The following is a 17,341-nucleotide window of genomic DNA, read 5'->3' as shown; positions in this document are numbered from 1 at the left end:
CCTCTCTTCTCTGTCGGCTCAGCGGTTGCGGTTGCCACTGCTCAGCGCCCGGCTCAGCCGCGCGGCAATCTGGCTTTGGCTGCGTTGGAAACCCTGCACATCGGGGGTGGTGATGTTCATCACGATGGTCGTGTCACCCCCTCCCGCGCCGCGCACCCCCAGCTTGCCGTCCGCCCCGCGCGCCAGTGGCATGATCGCCTCCGGCCCCGCCTCGCCCATGATCCCGACGCCGCCCCGCATCGGAAAAGCGGTCGCCTGAGACACCACCCCGCCCTGCGCAAAAGGCCGCACCTTGCCCTGCGAAAAGGCCGCCCCCTCTGCAAAGGGCAGCACGCTCTGCATCACGTTCCCGACCCCTTGGCTCAGCATCCCGCCGAGATGATCGGTCACCGGACGCATCGCCGCATTATAGGTTGAGCGGATCATCGAATTGGCCAGATCGCCCAAAGCATCCGACAGTTTGGCCCCGTCAAAAACCACCCCGTCGAAAGCCCGCCGCAGGCCCCGGCTCAGCCCTTTTTCCAAAGTCGCCACATCCTTGCCCGTCGCCGCCAAAGACGCCCGCATCCGCCGCAATTCCCCGTCAAAGCCGGAGACCAGATTGCTGGTCTGCGCCAGGGTCTCGTTCAGGCCAGCCGCCCTGTCCTCAAACCCGTCAAAATCATCAAATTCAGCCATTCTCGGCCCCTCTCTCTCTATCCGGGTAGACCGCCATCAAGGCGGCGAGCCCTTCGCTTAGCAGCGGCGCGGTCTCCCCCAGCGGCCCCAGCATCAGCTGCAATTCCGCCGGGGTAAGCGCCCAGAACTCCGCCGGGCGCAGTCCCAAACGGGTGAGCCCCAGCCGCAAAAGCGCCGGCCAATCGAAAGGCCGCGCGGCGCTCACGATTGCACCGTAAAGGCCCGCGCCAGCAGTTCCGCCGCCGCCCGCGCTGCCGCCATTGGCCCCCCTTCGATCTGCGCATGTTCAAGCCGGGCCCTGTCGATCTCGGCACCCCCGCCCCGCAATCCCGCCGCCAGAAGCGCCAGCACATCGCGGCTGCTAAACCGGTTCCCCTCGAAGCGCTCCACCAGCGCCAAGAGACTGTCGGCCTCCATCGCCGCCTCCAGCTCCGCCAGAGCGCCAAGGGTCAGCCGCGCCGCATGCCGCTCTCCGTCGATCACGATCAAGACTTCACCACGCCAGGGATTGCCCATGCTCACACCACCACATCGGGGGTAAAGACAAGCTCCCCCGCCGACAGCAGGCTCAATTCAAACGTCGCCTCGCCATTAAGCGACCCGGCATATTCAATCGCAGCCACCTGAAACGGCCCCTCAACCACGCCAAAATCTGGAATGATCGCCTGAAAATCCGGCGTCAGCCCGTCAAAGAACAACTGCCGCGCCCGCTCATCCGTGCCGGCATCGCGAAACACCCCCGAGCCGCTGATCGCCGCCGAGCGCACCCCCGCGCCCACCAGCAACTCGCGCCAACCGCCTTGGGAATCGAGCGAGGTCACATCCACGGTCTCAGCGTTAAAGCTCACCCGCGTGGCCCGCAGCCCGGCGATGGTCTCGAACTGACCATCGCTGGTCATGTCCACCTTGATCAAAAGATCCTTGCCCGCTTGAACAGCCATGTTTTTCTCCTGCAACTATCTGAAATTATGCGCTTTGCTCATCCGCAAGCAGCGCCCGGAACTGAAGATCGATCTGCCGCGCCCTGCCGCCCTCTGTCCGTCTCGCCTTGGCGCTGTGAAAATAAAGATCGACCACATGGCCCCGGCTTAATGCAGGTCGCGCATCACGCAGCGCATCACAAACCGCCGCGGCGACGCTCTTGGCATGGGCAAATCCGGGCGCGCTGGTGATCACCGAGACTTCAAAGCGATGCGTCGCCGCACCCCCGGATCGGTCCGCCACCCCCATGGCCTGATCGCGGCCAAGCCGCAGATAGGTCTCGGCCAGCGTCCCGCCCGGCAGCGCGTCATAAACCGCATCCCCAATGAGCGCCGCGACCGCCGCATCGGATCGCAACAGGTCATAGATCGCCCCCTGCAAGGCCCCCGAAAGCGCATAGGTCATACGGCTGTTTCCTCCTGGGCAAAGCAGGTCAGATAGCGGCCCGCGCTGTCGGTCTCCGCCACCGCCTGAATGGTGAAAATACGTGCGCCCTCGCGAAACCGCTGCTGCGCTGTCGGACGCGCCGGCGCGCCCTGCGGGGCCGCACGCACGGTGATCTTGAACGCCATACGGCTCACCGCCGCCCCGCTTTGCGCGGTCTCGCGCCCGGTCCGTGCGCGCACCTCGGCCCAAAGCGTCCCCAGTGGCTGCCAGCTTTCGACAAACCCGCCCGCCCCGTCGCTCACCCGCTGCGGCGTCTCCAGGATCAGCGCCCGGTTCAAATGCGGCCGGCTCATGCTGCACCTCCAAAGCCCAGGCGCATCTTGCGGTGCCGCTCGATCAGGCTGCTCACGCCAAAAGGCATACAGCCTTCGCCAAGCGCCGTGTCATCGCGGTATTCATAGTAATGCGCCGCCAGCAACATCACCGCCTGCGCCAGATCATCGGGCAGCCCATCCCAGGCGCTGGCAAACCCCGCGTCAAAGCTGATCAGCGCCGCCCCCGCGCTCGGGATACGCGGCAGGGTCGGCGTGCTGCTGCGCAACCGCGGCGCCTGCGCATCGCGCTGCAACCAATAGCGCTCCGGCTCGACCACGGTCTCGGTCCCGTCCCGTGCCACCAGCGCCAGACGCTCGATCACCTGCACGGGCGCCACCGGCAAGACCTGCGCCCCCGCTTCCCGCCAAAAGGTCAGCGACAGTGCGAAGCGCCGCCGCAGCAGCGCCTTGCCCGTCCGCGCCTCCACCGCCGCCATCGCCGCCCGCAGGAACCCCCGCAGCACCGCATCCTGAAGGCTGTCCTGTGCAAACCCGCTGCCGAGACGCAGATGCGCCCTGAACGCCTCCACCGGCAGCGCCGCATCCGGGACATTTGTTTCCTCGATCAACATCATCGAACGTCTCCAAATTTACGCCCCTCGGCCCGGCGTCGGACCTCTTGCGAAATGCCGGACGTGCCCCGGTTGCATTGCTCGGTTGGAGGGGAGCAGCTAGACAACACAACCCTTGCGGCGCACGCCCGGGCCGAGGCCAAGTCACCCCGGCCCCGGCTTCGGCACCGGCTTACGCCAGGCCGAATTTCATCAGCTTGATCGCCGCAAAGTCGCTCACGTCACCGCCCACCCGCTTGGTCGCATAGAAGAGTACATGCGGCTTGGCGCTGAAGGGATCGCGCAGAATGCGCAGGTCAGGGCGTTCCGCCACGGTGTAACCGCTGGAAAAATCACCAAAGGCGATCGACATCGATTCCGGCGCCGGATCGGGCATGTCCTCGGCCACCAGCACCGGATAGCCCATCAGCCGCGCCGGCTCGCCCGCCGCCAGCCCGTCGGACCACAGGAAGCGCCCGTCGGTGTCCTTGAGCTTGCGCACCTTTGCCGTGGTCTTGGAATTCATCACGAAAACCGCGTTCTTGCGGTAGGCCGCGCCCAGGGCATAGACCAGTTCAACAATGGCATCGGCCTCAGGGTTCGCATTGGTGCCACTGGCGACATAGCCAAGGCGCCCCCAGCTCCATGTCTCGTCCTCCACAACCGGATGGCTCAGGAACCCCATCGGCTTGTCGACCCCGTCCCCGCTGACAAAAGCCGCCGCCTCGGCCCGGGCGAACTTGTCGGCGATCCGCCCGGCAAGCCAGCCTTCGATGTCGAAAGCACTGTCATCCAGCAGACGCTGGCTCGCCTTGGGCAGCGCGCTCAACTCATGCAGCGGCACGGTGATCCGGTCGATCTGCGGCGTGTCTGTCTCGGCCTGCGGACCGCTCTCAGTCGCCCAGCCAGCCCCCACATCGGCGTGATCGACAAGCACGTCATAGGAGGTCGCCTCAACCTGCACCACCGACGCGATTGCCCGGATCGAGGCGCCTGAATTCAGCACCGACTGCACCCGCTCCGAGGTCTGCGGATCGACAAGGTAGCCGCCGTCGGAATTAACCGCCGTCGACATCGACTTGCCCTCCAGCTCCAGCCCGCGCAGCCCGTCGTCATCCCCGTTGCGCAGATAGGCGTCAAAGGCTTTCTTATGCGGTGCGTCCTGGTCAGCCGCGCCCCCAAGAGGGCTACGGGCAGGCAGGGTCATCTTGCGATCCATCATGGCAATTCGCTCTTCTGATTGTTGAAGTTTACTGTTCATCTCGGCCCGAAAGCCATTGAAGTCACTGACAAAACCGCTCACGGCCTGCCGCACTTCCTCCGCCGGGGACAGGTCTGCGCCTGACTTCATGCTGACGTTTGCATCGCTTTTGCTCATCTCATTTCCTCTGTTGTTGTGCAGATCACCGATCGGCCCGGCCCGCGCCGCGCGTCATCTCGGCCCGCGCCTCCTCAAAGGCCGCCGCCATCTCGCGGAGCACCTCACCGACGGCCCGAAACTCGCCTTTGGCCGCGACCCGCGCGGTGGGCAGCATCGGAAATGTCACCAGCGAGACCTCCCAAAGCTCCAGTTCCGACAAAAGCCGCTCGCCCTTGTTGTTCCGGCCCGTCTTCACCGTGCGGTAGCCGATGCTGAGCCCGTCAATCGCGCCCGCCTCGATCAGCGCCGCCGCCTCACGGCCCCGTGCCACACTGTCCAGAATGCGCCCCTTGACCCACAGCCCGCGCGCGTCCTCGCGCAGCTCGTCCCAAACACCGATGGGCTGCGCCGGGTCATGCTGCCAGAGCATCTTGACGCGGCGCCCCTCGGCCTCTGCGCGTTTCAGACAGGCCGCATAGGCCCCCGCCTGCACCACATCGCCGCCCTGATCCGCCGCGCCAAAGAGGCTCGCATAGCCGCTGATCTCAACCCCGCCCGCGACCTCGGTCACGCTGCCGAACCTGGCGAACTTATGCTCCAGCCCCGCCAGCCCGGCAGACAAAGCCTCCCCGTTCCCCGGCCAGACACCGGGGGCAATAACCTGATAACCCATTGTATTTCCTCTTGTTCAGCCCGCTACGGCGCCACCACCAGAAAGGATTGCACCGCCTGCGCCAAGATCACCGCCACCACGCCGTAAACCGTCAACCACAGGCGCCGCTCCAGCCGCTCCATCATCTGCTCGATCCGGTCGAGCCGCAGAAGCATGTTCTCGCGGTGCACCGCGCTGATGGTCTCATGGGCCTGCAACCGCAGCCCCGGCGCGCAGTCAAACCGCTCAACGTCCCGAGGTTCATGCATCATCCACCACCGCCGGCAGCCCCAGCAGGCTGCGCTTTTCCGCGTCACTCAGAAATGCCGCCGCCGAGACCCGCGCCCATTGCGCATCCCGCTCCGCCGCCAGCGCCGGCACTTGGTCGAGGTCCGGCTTCAAGGTCACCGCCGCCCCCAGATAGCCGCTCAGCCACTCGGCCAGCGCCGCCGTCACCCGGGTCGCCAGCGGCAGCACCGTCAGGCGATAGAAGGCCCGATGCGCCTCCTGATAGTTCGCATAGGTCGCATCCCCCTGCACCCCGATCAGCATCGGCGGCACCCCAAATGCCAGCGCAATCTCCCGCGCGGCGCTCTCCTTGGTCTTCTGAAACTCCATATCCGAAGGCGAAAAGCCCATCGGCTTCCAGTCGAGCCCGCCTTCCAGCAACATCGGCCGCCCGGCGTTGCGCGCGCCCTGGTGATGGCTCTCCATCTCACTCACCAGCCGGTCATACTGATCCTCGCTCAGCTTGCCCTGCCCCTCGGCCCCGCGATAGACAATCGCCCCCGAAGGCCGCGCCGCATTGTCCAAAAGCGCCTTCGACCAGCGGCTCGCCGCGTTATGCACATCCATCGCCATGGCCGCCGCCTGCATGGGGCTAAAGCCATAGTGATCGTCCTGCGGGTGAAAGTTGCGGATATGGCAGACCGGCGTCACCGGCCCGCTGGCGTCAAAGCGGTGCCTGCGCCCGCCCACCGCATATTCATAGGCCACCGGCCAGCCATCCGCCCCCGGCACCACGCTCATCCGGTCCGAGCGCAGCACATGCAGCTCAACCGGCAGCCCCCCTTCGCCGCCCACGGCCTCGACATAACCATCACCACTCAGCAACATCTGCCCATAAAGCGCCTCAAACAACTCGGCCCGGCCCTGCCCCGCATTCGGGCGGCGCATCAGCGCCATCAGCGGGTGTTCCTCATAGCGCCGCGCCGCATCCTGAACGACCAGCGGCAGCGCCGCCGCCGCCTCGGCAATCAGCTTGACCGAGCGAAACCCCACCGGGTTGCCACAAAAACCCGAACGCGTCAGGCTCACACTATCGCGCGGGCTCCAAGCAACGCGGCCCGAGGTCTGATAGGCCACCACCGGTCCGGTCGCCGAAGCCTTCTGCTCAACCGTCTCAGCCGCGCCGCGCCGTAGAAAATCGAATACCATCTGTCGCTCCTCATTCTGCTCGGCCTTGGCAGCGGCGGCTTGCCCCCTGCTGCCCGGCGTTGTCAGACTTTCTCAATAAAATCTTAAAGCCCGCGAAACCCACCGCACGCCCCCCTGCGCAACAGCGCCTCAAAGACTGCGCACCCCCGGGCTGCGCCACAATGCGGCCGGCGCGATCATCAGCTCATGCAAGGCCCAGACCAGCGCATCGACACGGTCCGGGCTGCCCTTGCCCTCATAGCCCCGCGCCGTCATCAGACACAACTGATCCTCCAGCGCATCGAGCCCCGGCAGATGGCTCACCCGCCCCTGTTCATAAAGCGCCGCCACAGGCTCCGCCCGCGCCGCCTTGCCCCGCGCCGCATGCACCGTCCTGAGCGAGACCAAGGGATCAACCTGCCGCAGCACCTCGGAAACCAGCTGCCCCCCTTGGTTCACCTCGGCCACCAAACGGTCCGCCCCATAGCGCGTCATCGCCGCAATCGCCGCCTGCGCCCAACCCATGGGCGTGGCCCCCTGCACCGTGCAATCGGCCAAGACCACCGCCCGCCAATCCTGCGGCGGCCCCTTGGTCTGCGCCCCCACTACCACGATCCCACATTCATCCGACCCCGCCCCATCAGTCGTCGCCGGGTCCAAGCCCACCACGATCCGGTCCAACGCCGGCGCCTCGCGCAGCCGCCCCGCCTCCAACAAAGCCGAGGTCCAAAGCGCCCCTTCGGCATCCGCCAATAAAACCCCGTCCAACTCCTGCCGCCCCAATCGCGTCCCGCGATAGCGCGCCCGCACTTCTTCAAGGAAAGACCCCGCCAGGTTCGCCGCATTGGCCTCCGTCGGCGCATGGGTCGTCACCGTCGAGGGCGATTTCAGCAGCGCCTTCAACACATCGACATTGCGCGGCGTGGTCGTGACACAGACCTGAGGCCGCTCGCCCAAGCGCAGTGCAAACTGCAACTGGTCCCACGCCTCCTGCCCGCGCTTCCATTTCGCCAATTCATCCACCCAAGCCGCATCGAACTGCGGCCCGCGCAGCCCTTCGGGGTCATGCGCCGTATGCACTGTGGCAATCGCCCCATTGGGCCAGACCAAGCGCTTGCGCGTCGCCTCCCAATCGGGCCGCCGATCCGGCGGGCTACAGGCCAAAATCCCGCTGTCGCCAAAGATCATCACCTCGCGCACCTGCTCGATGGTCTCGCCCACCAGCGCCACGCGACTGCAAACCCCAGAATCCAAAGGACGGCTCCCCTCGACCTTACTGCGCACCCATTCCGCTCCGGCCCGCGTCTTGCCCGCACCGCGCCCGCCCATGATCACCCATGTCCGCCAATCGCCCCCGGGCGGCAGCTGGTGGTCCAACGCCCAGAACTCGAACAAAAAAGGGAGAGCCAGAAGCTCTCCCTCATCCAGGTCATTCAGAAACTGCGCCTGGGTCTGAGCATCGGCGCAGGCGATCCAGCTTGCACCCGATGTCAGCCCGCGCCTTGTCCATGTCGAGGGCATAGCCCCCGCGTGCGATTCCAGCTTGTCGGTTTCGACAGTCATTCAGCGTGTTCTCCGCTTTCAGGCAATGCGCCAGCAGACCCGCCACTTTGGAGGTCTTGCCAGACACCGCAGTTTCCTTGATCTCCCCCCCGGATTGGGCCTGTTCCGTCAGGCCTTCGATTTCACGACGCAACGCGCCGAGCGCCTCTTGCAAACCGCGCAGGATTTCCGCGCTGTCTTCGACACTCTGGTCCGGGGTAATTATTGTCATTTTTCTTTACCTCTCGATTGGGATCTCCAACCGACGAGACACAAAAAAACGACCACCGGGGATACCCCCGGGGCCGTTCGCCCACATCTTCTAGCGTGCCACAAGTTCTACGTCAGACCGTGCGCAAAGTCAAGAAAAACAGTGTTAACAGGAGCTTACACATCCGCACGGACCCGCAAACAAAAAACCCCGCTGTTTCCAGCGGGGTTTTCCAGTCGTCTCAGTTTCCGCCTGTCGAGGCATTGCCCGCAGCTTCTGCCCCGCGCTCCGCCTCGATCTCGCGCCAGCGCGCCACGTTGCGGTTATGCTCCTCCAGCGTCTCGGCAAAGGCGTGCCCCCCGGTCCCATCGGCCACGAAGAACACGAAATCCGTCTCCGCCGGCTGGGCTGCGGCCATCAGGCTCGCCCGGCCCGGATTGGCAATCGGCGTGGGCGGCAGACCGTCGATCACATAGGTGTTCCAAGGTGTCTCGGCCCGCAGTTCCGAGCGCCGCAGCCCCCGGCCCAACACGCCTTTGCCCTCGGTCACGCCGTAGATCACCGTCGGGTCGGTCTGAAGCCGCATGCCTTGGTTCAAGCGGTTCACGAAAACGCTCGCCACCTGCTCACGCTCCGCCGCAACGCCGGTTTCCTTTTCGATGATCGACGCCAGGATCAACAGCTCCTCCGGCGTCTCAATCGGCAGATCTTCATCCCGCGCCTCGAAAGCTGCGGCCAAAAGCACCTCCTGCGCGGCCTGCATCCGTGCGATCAACGTGGCCCGGTCATCCCCGGGGCGCACCTCATAGCTGTCCGGCGCAAGGCTGCCTTCGGCGGGAAGGTCATGCACCGTACCGGTCAGTTGATCCACCTGTTTGAGCGCCTCGACCACCTGCCAGCTGGTGACCCCTTCCGCCAATGCCACACGGAACCGCGTGTCGGCCTTGGTCGACAGGTCTTCATAGGCTTCCGGCGCCTCTTCCACACCGGGGGTGAACTCGGCCTGTTCCACAAAACGGTTCGTCGCGGGATCAAGCTCGCGCACCTGCACGCTCACCCGGTTCACACCGACGCGGTAGACAACTTCGGTCCCGCAGGTGCTCGCCCCGCCTTGTGTCACCACATCGACAATGCCCTGCATCGAGGTCCCCGCCGGCACCAGAAAGCTCCCGGCCTTCAAAAGCGCTGACTTGTCCTCATAATCCGCGCCCATCCGAAAGATCGCGGGCGAGGTCACCGCGCCCTGCGCCTCCAGATCCTCACTGACCTGCCGCATGTTCGAGCCACGCTGCACCTGCACGCAGATCGCCTGCTCCAATGGCCCTTCGGAGACATACTCCGACTTGCCCCAAAGCACGACGCCGCCAAGCAGAAACAGGCCGACCACGAGAAAGGTGACAGCGTTGGACGCGATATGACGCCACATTTAGCGGACTTTCCCGAACAGAACCGATGCGTTGGTGCCGCCGAAACCGAAGGAGTTGCTGAGGGCAACATTGATCTCGCGCTCGACCTTTTGGTTCGGGGCCAGATCAATCGGGGTTTCCACCGCCGGGTTATCAAGGTTGATCGTCGGCGGTGCCACCTGATCGCGGATCGCCAACATGCAGAAAATCGCCTCGATCGCGCCCGCAGCCCCGAGCAAATGGCCGGTGGCGGATTTGGTCGAGGACATCGTCACCTTGCCCGCGGCCTCCCCCATCAGACGTTCCACCGCGCCAAGCTCAATCGTATCGGCCATGGTCGAGGTGCCATGGGCATTGATGTAATCCACGTCCTGAGGCTCAAGACCTGCGTTCTTCAGCGCCGCCCGCATCGAGCGTTCGCCGCCCTCGCCATCCTCAGAAGGTGCGGTGATGTGATGCGCGTCGCCCGAGAGGCCATAACCCAGCACTTCGGCATAGATCTTCGCCCCACGCGCCTTGGCGTGTTCATATTCCTCCAGCACCACGATGCCCGCGCCCTCGCCCATGACGAAACCGTCACGGTCCACATCATAGGGGCGGCTGGCCTTTTGCGGATCGTCGCCGCGTTTGGTCGACAGCGCCTTGCAGGCGTTGAACCCGGCCATGCCGATCTCGCAGATCGCCGCCTCGGCACCGCCTGCAATCATCACATCCGCATCACCGTATTTGATCAGACGTGCCGCGTCGCCAATGGCATGGGCACCCGTTGAACAGGCGGTCACCACCGAATGGTTCGGCCCTTTGAAGCCGTAGCGGATCGACACCTGACCCGAGATCAGGTTGATCAAAGCCCCCGGCACAAAGAACGGGCTGACCCGGCGCGGCCCTTTCTCGGCCATCGTCACGGCGGTATTGGCGATGGAGTTCAGCCCGCCAATGCCGGAGCCAATCAGAACGCCGGTGCGCTCTTGGTCTTCCGCTTCGGTCGGGGTCCAGCCCGAATCCTCCACCGCTTGCTGGGCGGCGGCCATGCCGAAGAGGATAAAGGTATCGACCTTCCGCTGCTCTTTCGGCTCCATGTATTTGCTGGCGTCAAAGGTGCCGTCACTGCCATCGCCAAGCGGCACCTCACAGGCATATTGGGTCACCAATCTGCTGGGATCAAAGCCGGTAATCGGCCCCGCGCCGGACTGACCGTCCAAAATCCGCTTCCAGCTTTCTTCCACACCGTCGGCGAGCGGAGTGACCAACCCCAAACCCGTTACTACAACTCTGCGCATTTTAATGCCCCTTGCCGATAATCTCTCGGCGAACCTCTTACCCTGCAAAAGCCTGTAGACACAAGCATCTGTGGCCTGCGTCCCGGGCAAGGCACAAATACGCCGATGCGCTTTTCACCGGTCAGACCGGCGGCCCGCGCCGGGTCAGCAGGCGCACCGGGCGACCCGAAACCTCGGCTTCGCGCAGCAGTTCATAGCCCAGCGTTCCGGCGATTTTCAGCGCCGCGATATTGCCCGGCGCGATCATGCAGACGGTGCGGCCGGTGATCACCCGGTCAAACCATTCATGCGCGGCCCGCGCCGCCTCAAAGCCCAAACGCTGGTCCTGCGCTTCGGGGGCCAGAACCAGACGCGCTTCGGGGTAAGTGTCGAATTCTTCGTCGAAATTCCGCGAGCCAAAGAAGAATCCCGTCTGCCCCAGAACCTCGCGCTGGCGGTGTAGCTGCACCGCCCATTGGCCAAAGCCGGTGATCTGCCAATGCCCCGCATTGCGCAAAAACGCATCCCAAGACTGCGCCTTGCTGCGCGGCCCATCAAAGATCCGCGACGCCACCTCGGGCAACGCCCAGATCTCGGCGAAACGCGGGAAATCCTCGGCCCGCATGGCACGAAGGGTCAGCCGGGATGTGTTGATCGTCGGGATGGTTCGGGACATGGGGCGAATTGCCTTCACACTTGAAAACGGCGCACCGCAGACATGCCGCTTGGCGCGCGAATGGACAAGCCCGCCCCACCCCCGAAAAGGAAAACGGCGTCATTCCGCTAGGAACAACGCCGCCTTCAAATCTGTCGTTCGCCGGTCGCCCGGCAGAGGCCTCAGGAGGCTTCTTTGATGAACTTGACCGCATCGCCAACGGTCTGAATGTTCTCAGCGGCGTCATCGGGAATCTCGATGCCGAACTCTTCTTCGAACGCCATCACCAGTTCCACGGTGTCGAGGCTGTCTGCGCCAAGATCGTCGATGAACGACGCATTCTCAGTCACTTTGTCCTCTTCCACGCTCAGGTGTTCCACAACGATCTTTTTCACGCGGTCTGCGACGTCGCTCATAATAAGTCCTCATGTCTTCGGGCCATTCAAGGCCCCTTTTGGTTTCCGCCCGCCGGTAATCGGCGTTTGGAGGATGCCCCAAAAGGGGCGGCTACTTTCCTTGTTCGCACAAGGCGCAGGGTGCAATCAAGCACCCTCCGTTTCGATTCTGCGCCCCCTTTAGCACATGCGCCCGGCTTGGCAAACGCTATTGCGGGTGCAGGGTCACAACATGGCCATACCGCCGTTCACATGCAAGGTGGTCCCTGTCACATAAGCGGCCTCGGGGCTGGAAAGATAGACCACGGCGCCGGCGATCTCATCCGGGTCACCCATGCGCCCGGCAGGAATTTGCCCCATGATTCCAGACTTTTGCTCATCCGTCAGCTTATCGGTCATCGCCGTCGTGATAAAGCCCGGCGCCACCGCATTCACCGTGATCCCCCGGCTTGCGACCTCATAGGCCAGCGACTTTGACATGCCCACGACACCGGCTTTCGAGGCCGCGTAATTCGCCTGACCGGGGTTGCCCGTGGCTCCCACGACGCTCGAAATATTCACGATCCGGCCCCAACGCGCCTTCATCATCCCGCGCATCACGCCTTTGCAGAGCTTGAAGGTGGCGGTGAGGTTCACGTTCAGCACCGAATTCCACTCTTCATCCGACATCCGCATAAACAGGTTGTCGCGGGTGATGCCGGCGTTGTTGACCAGAATATCGACCGAGCCCATCGCCTCTGCCGCCTGTTTCGGCAGCGCATCGACGGCTTCCATATCGCTCAGGTTGCAGGGCAGCACATGGGCGCGCTCCCCCAGCTCGGCCTTCAGCGCCTCCAGCGGTTCCGTCCGCGTGCCGGAGAGGCCCACGGTGGCGCCCTGGGCATGCAGCTTGCGCGCGATGTCGGCCCCGATGCCGCCCGAAGCGCCGGTGATCAGGGCATTCTTTCCTGTAAGATCAAACATATGTCTTCCTTTATCCTGTCTCTCAAGGCCGCGTCAGCAACCCATAGCGGCGCATTTCAGCCGCCGTCATCTCGTGTATCTCGTCCGAAGGCGCTGCCTGCAAGGTAAACCAGTAAAAGGCGTCGCTGCCCAGCATCTCGGTCACATAGCGGCGGGTCATCTGATGCGCTGCGGCAGCGCGCGGATAGCTGCTGCCTTCGCGGTAGCCATTGCGCCATGAATGCACCCGCAGCACCGCGCCCGGCGCCATGCGCCGCTCGGTCCCGGCGATGAAAAGCTCAACACCCCCGGAATCGACGACACTATTCGCGCGCAGCTCCGTCGCCAGCCCCATCGCCCGGATGCGCCGCCCCATGCGATGCGTCGCCGCTGCATCAATAGACCCATCAATCCGCCCCAGCACCACCGTATCGATCCGCGGGTTCTCTGCCAGATGCCGCGCGAAAGTCGCGGGTGTGGGGCTGGTGATCGTGCCGGAGATCAAAAGATAAGGCCCCTGCACCTGCATCCGGGTGCCATCGCGGGCGTTCTCAAACGTGCCGCAGGCCGCGACGGCGAGCAGCAGCGCTAAGGCCGCAAAAAGCCGGATCATGCGCCCAAGGGCGTCCGCTCGCCCATGATATAGCGCAGCACATCCACCAGATCGAAGGCCAGGGAGATCAGCAAGGTCACCAACACCACGCGGATGATCCAGCGCGCCGCGATCGGCATCGCGTCCTTGGCCTGTTTGCGGAACAGATAGACCGCCAGCGGCCCCCAGATCAGCAGATGCGGCAGGCCCAGCAGTTTGACATATCCCATCTGCCGGAACATGCCGTAGACCGCAGCGCCGGCCAGAATGCTCGCCAAAACGGTGATCACCCCGACCCTGCGGCTCTGCGGCCAGACCAGCAGCGCCAGCGGCAACACCGCCACGGCAAAGACCAGCCAGTTGAACCACCAGATCAGCCAGTCCGGCAAGAGCGTCAGCGTTTCTTGGAGCGTCATGCTGGTCCTTTCTGGGCTCAGGCGTCCCGCGCGGCGGTGACCTCATCTGGCGTGCCGATGCTGCGGGTGGCGACGGATTTGTCGATCCGGCGGATCATCCCCGACAGCGCCTTGCCCGCGCCGATCTCCCAAGCCTCGCTCACGCCCTGCGCGGCCATCCATTCGACCGAAGAGCGCCAGCGCACCCGGCCGGTGACCTGTTCCACCAGCAAATCGCGAATCTTCGCGGCATCCGTGACGGCTTCGGCGGTGACATTGGCCACCAGCGGCACGGCGGGATCGTTAAAGGTCACATCGCCGAAAGCCTGCGCCATTTCGTCAGCGGCGGGGCCCATCAGCGGGCAGTGAAACGGGGCCGAGACCGGCAGCAGCAAGGCGCGTTTGGCGCCGGCGTCTTTCGCCATCGCCACCGCCCGCTCCACAGCGGCCTTTTGACCCGAGAGCACGTTCTGGCTCGGGTCGTTCTCATTGGCAACCTGACAGACCTCGCCTTCCGCTGCGGCTTCGGCCAGCTTCTCGGTCTCCTCGATGCCAAGCCCCAGAATCGCGGCCATCGCCCCCTCGCCCACCGGCACGGCGGCCTGCATCGCCTTGCCACGGATGCGCAGCAACCGCGCGGTATCGGCCAGCGACAGGCTGCCCGCCGCGCAAAGCGCCGAATATTCGCCGAGACTATGGCCCGCCACATAGGCGGCCTTATCTACCGTGACCCCTTCCGCCTTCAGCGCCGCCATCGCGGCCATCGAGGTCGCCATCAACGCGGGCTGGGCGTTCTGCGTCAGGGTCAGCGTCTCGATATCGCCCTCCCAGATCAGGTCAGACAGTTTCTCGCCCAAAGCGTCATCGACCTCTTGAAAGACAGCGCGGGCCTGCGGATAGGTCTCGGCCAGATCGCGGCCCATGCCGATGGTCTGGGCACCTTGGCCCGGGAAAACGAATGCAATGCTCATGGTGGCGGCCTCTCTTATGCGTTTTGCCTGATGTATCCGCTCCGCCTGCGCCGAACAAGTCTTGCCGCAGGCGCTTGGGGCTTGCCGCAGGGCTGAAACCGTGTATACGGGCGCTTCCTTGCACAGCATATGAACCGCGCAGACTCTCGTGGTGGGGCCGCAAGGATGAATGCCCCGCCTATGAAATGCGCCTTGATACAAATATAGGAGTGCACATGCCGCTATATGAGCATGTTATGATTGCGCGTCAGGACCTGTCCAACACGCAAGCAGAAGGCCTCATCGAACATTTTGGCACCGTCCTCGCGGACAACGACGGCAAGCTCGTCGACAGCGAGTACTGGGGCGTCAAGACGATGGCCTACAAGATCAACAAGAACCGCAAGGGCCACTATGCCTTCCTGCGTTCGGACGCGCCTGCGACCGCCGTGCAGGAAATGGAACGCCTGATGCGCCTGCATGACGACGTGATGCGTGTTCTGACCATCAAGGTCGACGAGCATAAAGAACTGCCGTCCGTACAGATGCAAAAGCGTGACGAGCGGTCCGACCGCCGCGAACGCCGTTGATCAACGCTTGAAGAAAAGGACTTAAATCATGGCTGCAAAACCATTTTTCCGTCGCCGCAAAGTCTGCCCCTTCTCGGGCGACAACGCACCTGCGATCGACTACAAGGACACGCGTCTGCTGCAACGCTACATCTCTGAGCGTGGCAAGATCGTTCCTTCCCGTATCACCGCCGTATCGGCCAAGAAACAACGCGAGCTGGCCCGTGCCATCAAACGCGCCCGTTTCCTCGTCCTGCTGCCCTACGCCGTTAAGTAAGGAGAGAGCACATGCAAGTTATCCTTCTGGAACGTGTGGCCAAACTGGGCCAGATGGGCGAAGTCGTGGATGTAAAGCCCGGCTACGCTCGTAACTTCCTGCTGCCGCAAGGCAAGGCGCTGTCGGCCTCCAAAGCCAACGTCGAAGCCTTTGAAAGCCAGAAAGCACAGCTTGAGGCGCAAAACCTCGAGACCAAAAAAGAAGCCGAGCAAATGTCGGAAAAGCTGAACGGTCAGCAATTCGTCGTGATTCGCTCCGCTTCCGACGCGGGCGCGCTCTATGGTTCCGTCACCACCCGTGACGCCGCCGAAGCCGCCACCGAAGAAGGTTTCTCGGTGGACCGCAAGCAGGTCGTTCTGGGCCAGCCCATCAAATATCTGGGCGTCCATGAAGTGCAGGTCGTCCTGCACCCCGAAGTGACCGCCACAATCGAGCTGAACGTCGCCCGTTCGCCCGAAGAGGCCGAGCTTCAGGCGTCCGGCAAGTCGATTCAGGAACTGGCCGCCGAAGAGGAAGCCGCTGCTGAATTCGAAATCTCCGAACTGTTTGACGACATCGGTTCTGCCGCTGACGAAGACAGCGACGACTCGAACATGGTGCGCACCCCCGAGGGCGACGCACAGGACGACAGCAACAGCTGATCCGTCTGTCAGACTTGGAAAACCAACGCCGCGCGGTCCTCCGCGCGGCGTTTTTCGTGGCGCTCTGCGCCCCTGCGCCGGCCCGGCGCGCAAACCTCTGCAAAATCGGCCAATTTATGCTATGCTGTCCTTATTCAGCATGGAGGAGGCCACATGCGCTACATCACAATCACCACTTGGGAGAATAACGACGGGGCCGACTATGATGTCACCCTGCGCGCGATCGAGGAAAAGCGGCTGCCAGCACTGAAAGGGTTCGGCGCCAGCCGGATCACCGTGGTGCGCACGTCGGAGCGGACCAGCGCGGTCATCACCGAATGGCCCGACAAAGCCACCCGCGATGCCGCCGAGCTCAAGATCGACGAGGTGCGCCGTTCGGTCAAACGCGATGATCAGACCCGGATGACCGGCGAAATGCGAGGCGAAATCGTCTCAGACGTGTGACAGCGGCCTGCCACCGCTCACAGCAGCCCACCCAGCGGCAAGGCGCCGCGCATCGCCCGGCCCCGCGCTTGCCCGGCGCGCCGGTCTGGGCGATCTTCCCGGCGTTCTCACAAATCCCGGTAGCCCTATGCCCCAGACCAGACGCCGCCTGTTCATGATCCTCATCGCCGCCACGGCTCTGACCGCCTGCAACGCGGTCCCCACGGTGAACTCCGCCGCCGAAGCCCATAGCGCGCCCGCCCTGCCGCTGCACCCGAATGAGACCCCGGAACTGCGGCGCAAGATCAACTACTGGGCCGATCACTACGACCTGCCCCGGCCTCTGGTGCACCGTCTGGCGATCCGCGAAAGCACCCATAACCCGAAAGCGCGCAATGGCCCCTATTACGGCCTGCTGCAAATCCTGCCCGCCACGGCCCGCTCCATGGGGTTTCGCGGCAAGCCCTCTGACCTGCTGAACGCCGATACCAACCTGCAATATGCGCTGAAATACCTGCGCGGCGCGTGGCTCTTGTCCGATGGCGACCATGCGACGGCGATCAAATGGTATGCCCGCGGCTATTATTACGAGGCCAAGCGGCGCGGCATGCTGGTGGAAACCGGCCTGCGCGGGGGCTGAGAAAACTTCACGCTTGCAAGGATGCGGGGGGATGCTCAAGCTGTG

General features: G+C 64.0%; 26 protein-coding genes. 5 read left to right on the top strand and 21 right to left on the bottom strand.

Going from position 1 to position 17,341, the window contains the following annotated elements; all coding sequences use genetic code 11:
- Nucleotides 1-18 precede the first annotated feature (18 nt).
- From AB4M76_RS08505 to fabD, 21 genes are all read right to left on the bottom strand, one after another.
- A complete protein-coding gene (locus AB4M76_RS08505) occupies nucleotides 19-678 on the bottom strand; it encodes a phage tail tape measure protein (RefSeq protein WP_368441389.1) in 660 nt (219 codons plus the stop codon).
- Nucleotides 671-883 carry a rcc01693 family protein gene (locus AB4M76_RS08500; RefSeq protein WP_368441388.1) on the bottom strand — a complete coding sequence of 71 codons (213 nt, stop codon included), beginning with the start codon at nucleotides 881-883 and terminating at the stop codon, nucleotides 671-673. The genes AB4M76_RS08505 and AB4M76_RS08500 overlap by 8 nt, the downstream gene beginning before the upstream one ends.
- Complete coding sequence (locus AB4M76_RS08495; RefSeq protein WP_368441387.1) at nucleotides 880-1,194, bottom strand: gene transfer agent family protein; 315 nt, start codon at nucleotides 1,192-1,194, stop codon at nucleotides 880-882. Before AB4M76_RS08495 ends, AB4M76_RS08500 begins: the two co-directional genes overlap by 4 nt.
- Nucleotides 1,195-1,196: 2 nt before the next feature.
- Nucleotides 1,197-1,619: a phage major tail protein, TP901-1 family gene (locus AB4M76_RS08490; protein WP_368441386.1), complete on the bottom strand. Its 423-nt coding sequence runs from the start codon at nucleotides 1,617-1,619 to the stop codon at nucleotides 1,197-1,199.
- A gap of 25 nt (nucleotides 1,620-1,644) precedes the next feature.
- Entirely contained in the window at nucleotides 1,645-2,064 is a 420-nt protein-coding gene (locus AB4M76_RS08485) for a DUF3168 domain-containing protein (protein ID WP_368441385.1), read from the bottom strand.
- On the bottom strand, nucleotides 2,061-2,399 hold the full coding sequence (locus AB4M76_RS08480) for a phage head closure protein (RefSeq protein WP_368441384.1): 339 nt from the start codon (nucleotides 2,397-2,399) through the stop codon (nucleotides 2,061-2,063). The genes AB4M76_RS08485 and AB4M76_RS08480 overlap by 4 nt, the downstream gene beginning before the upstream one ends.
- Nucleotides 2,396-2,995 carry a head-tail connector protein gene (locus AB4M76_RS08475; protein WP_368441383.1) on the bottom strand — a complete coding sequence of 200 codons (600 nt, stop codon included), beginning with the start codon at nucleotides 2,993-2,995 and terminating at the stop codon, nucleotides 2,396-2,398. The genes AB4M76_RS08480 and AB4M76_RS08475 overlap by 4 nt, the downstream gene beginning before the upstream one ends.
- Before the next feature lie 169 nt (nucleotides 2,996-3,164).
- Nucleotides 3,165-4,349, bottom strand: a complete 1,185-nt coding sequence (locus AB4M76_RS08470; RefSeq protein ID WP_368441382.1) for a phage major capsid protein — start codon at nucleotides 4,347-4,349, stop codon at nucleotides 3,165-3,167.
- Between the two features lie 25 nt (nucleotides 4,350-4,374).
- A complete protein-coding gene (locus tag AB4M76_RS08465; protein WP_368441381.1) occupies nucleotides 4,375-5,004 on the bottom strand; it encodes an HK97 family phage prohead protease in 630 nt (209 codons plus the stop codon).
- 23 nt (nucleotides 5,005-5,027) lie between these two features.
- Nucleotides 5,028-5,255 carry a hypothetical protein gene (locus AB4M76_RS08460; RefSeq protein ID WP_368441380.1) on the bottom strand — a complete coding sequence of 76 codons (228 nt, stop codon included), beginning with the start codon at nucleotides 5,253-5,255 and terminating at the stop codon, nucleotides 5,028-5,030.
- Nucleotides 5,245-6,420: a phage portal protein gene (locus tag AB4M76_RS08455; protein WP_368441379.1), complete on the bottom strand. Its 1,176-nt coding sequence runs from the start codon at nucleotides 6,418-6,420 to the stop codon at nucleotides 5,245-5,247. The genes AB4M76_RS08460 and AB4M76_RS08455 overlap by 11 nt, the downstream gene beginning before the upstream one ends.
- Before the next feature lie 129 nt (nucleotides 6,421-6,549).
- Nucleotides 6,550-7,776 carry a DNA-packaging protein gene (locus AB4M76_RS08450; RefSeq protein ID WP_368442405.1) on the bottom strand — a complete coding sequence of 409 codons (1,227 nt, stop codon included), beginning with the start codon at nucleotides 7,774-7,776 and terminating at the stop codon, nucleotides 6,550-6,552.
- 52 nt (nucleotides 7,777-7,828) lie between these two features.
- A complete protein-coding gene (locus AB4M76_RS08445) occupies nucleotides 7,829-8,173 on the bottom strand; it encodes a hypothetical protein (protein WP_368441378.1) in 345 nt (114 codons plus the stop codon).
- A gap of 220 nt (nucleotides 8,174-8,393) precedes the next feature.
- Nucleotides 8,394-9,578 (bottom strand): endolytic transglycosylase MltG, encoded by a 1,185-nt coding sequence (gene mltG, locus AB4M76_RS08440; protein WP_368441376.1) that lies wholly within the window; start codon nucleotides 9,576-9,578, stop codon nucleotides 8,394-8,396.
- The gene (gene fabF, locus AB4M76_RS08435; protein ID WP_368441375.1) at nucleotides 9,579-10,838 is read right to left on the bottom strand and encodes a beta-ketoacyl-ACP synthase II; all 1,260 of its coding nucleotides are present in this window, start codon (nucleotides 10,836-10,838) and stop codon (nucleotides 9,579-9,581) included. It lies immediately after the preceding gene.
- 121 nt (nucleotides 10,839-10,959) lie between these two features.
- Entirely contained in the window at nucleotides 10,960-11,493 is a 534-nt protein-coding gene (locus AB4M76_RS08430) for a GNAT family N-acetyltransferase (protein WP_368441374.1), read from the bottom strand.
- A 161-nt stretch (nucleotides 11,494-11,654) separates the two neighbouring features.
- A complete protein-coding gene (locus AB4M76_RS08425; protein ID WP_067261852.1) occupies nucleotides 11,655-11,888 on the bottom strand; it encodes an acyl carrier protein in 234 nt (77 codons plus the stop codon).
- Nucleotides 11,889-12,092: 204 nt separating this feature from the next.
- The gene (fabG, locus tag AB4M76_RS08420; protein ID WP_368441372.1) at nucleotides 12,093-12,830 is read right to left on the bottom strand and encodes a 3-oxoacyl-ACP reductase FabG; all 738 of its coding nucleotides are present in this window, start codon (nucleotides 12,828-12,830) and stop codon (nucleotides 12,093-12,095) included.
- A 22-nt stretch (nucleotides 12,831-12,852) separates the two neighbouring features.
- On the bottom strand, nucleotides 12,853-13,422 hold the full coding sequence (locus tag AB4M76_RS08415) for an alpha/beta hydrolase (protein ID WP_368441371.1): 570 nt from the start codon (nucleotides 13,420-13,422) through the stop codon (nucleotides 12,853-12,855).
- Nucleotides 13,419-13,817 (bottom strand): hypothetical protein, encoded by a 399-nt coding sequence (locus AB4M76_RS08410; protein ID WP_368441370.1) that lies wholly within the window; start codon nucleotides 13,815-13,817, stop codon nucleotides 13,419-13,421. Before AB4M76_RS08410 ends, AB4M76_RS08415 begins: the two co-directional genes overlap by 4 nt.
- A gap of 17 nt (nucleotides 13,818-13,834) precedes the next feature.
- Nucleotides 13,835-14,767 carry an ACP S-malonyltransferase gene (fabD, locus tag AB4M76_RS08405; protein ID WP_368441368.1) on the bottom strand — a complete coding sequence of 311 codons (933 nt, stop codon included), beginning with the start codon at nucleotides 14,765-14,767 and terminating at the stop codon, nucleotides 13,835-13,837.
- Nucleotides 14,768-14,982: 215 nt separating this feature from the next.
- Here fabD and rpsF point away from each other — a divergent pair, with 215 nt between their 5' ends.
- The 5 genes from rpsF (at nucleotide 14,983) to AB4M76_RS08380 (ending at nucleotide 17,296) form a co-directional block, all read left to right on the top strand.
- Nucleotides 14,983-15,336 (top strand): 30S ribosomal protein S6, encoded by a 354-nt coding sequence (gene rpsF / locus AB4M76_RS08400; protein WP_174858684.1) that lies wholly within the window; start codon nucleotides 14,983-14,985, stop codon nucleotides 15,334-15,336.
- Between the two features lie 28 nt (nucleotides 15,337-15,364).
- Nucleotides 15,365-15,592, top strand: a complete 228-nt coding sequence (gene rpsR, locus AB4M76_RS08395) for a 30S ribosomal protein S18 (protein ID WP_368441366.1) — start codon at nucleotides 15,365-15,367, stop codon at nucleotides 15,590-15,592.
- Between the two features lie 11 nt (nucleotides 15,593-15,603).
- Nucleotides 15,604-16,233 carry a 50S ribosomal protein L9 gene (gene rplI, locus AB4M76_RS08390; protein WP_368441365.1) on the top strand — a complete coding sequence of 210 codons (630 nt, stop codon included), beginning with the start codon at nucleotides 15,604-15,606 and terminating at the stop codon, nucleotides 16,231-16,233.
- 153 nt (nucleotides 16,234-16,386) lie between these two features.
- Nucleotides 16,387-16,677 carry a hypothetical protein gene (locus AB4M76_RS08385; RefSeq protein WP_368441364.1) on the top strand — a complete coding sequence of 97 codons (291 nt, stop codon included), beginning with the start codon at nucleotides 16,387-16,389 and terminating at the stop codon, nucleotides 16,675-16,677.
- A gap of 127 nt (nucleotides 16,678-16,804) precedes the next feature.
- Entirely contained in the window at nucleotides 16,805-17,296 is a 492-nt protein-coding gene (locus AB4M76_RS08380; RefSeq protein WP_368441363.1) for a transglycosylase SLT domain-containing protein, read from the top strand.
- Nucleotides 17,297-17,341 lie beyond the last annotated feature (45 nt).

The sequence above is a fragment of the Sulfitobacter sp. PS-8MA genome (genome assembly GCF_040933935.1).
Lineage (GTDB): Bacteria > Pseudomonadota > Alphaproteobacteria > Rhodobacterales > Rhodobacteraceae > Sulfitobacter.
This window is presented reverse-complemented; position numbering and strand designations above follow the sequence as displayed.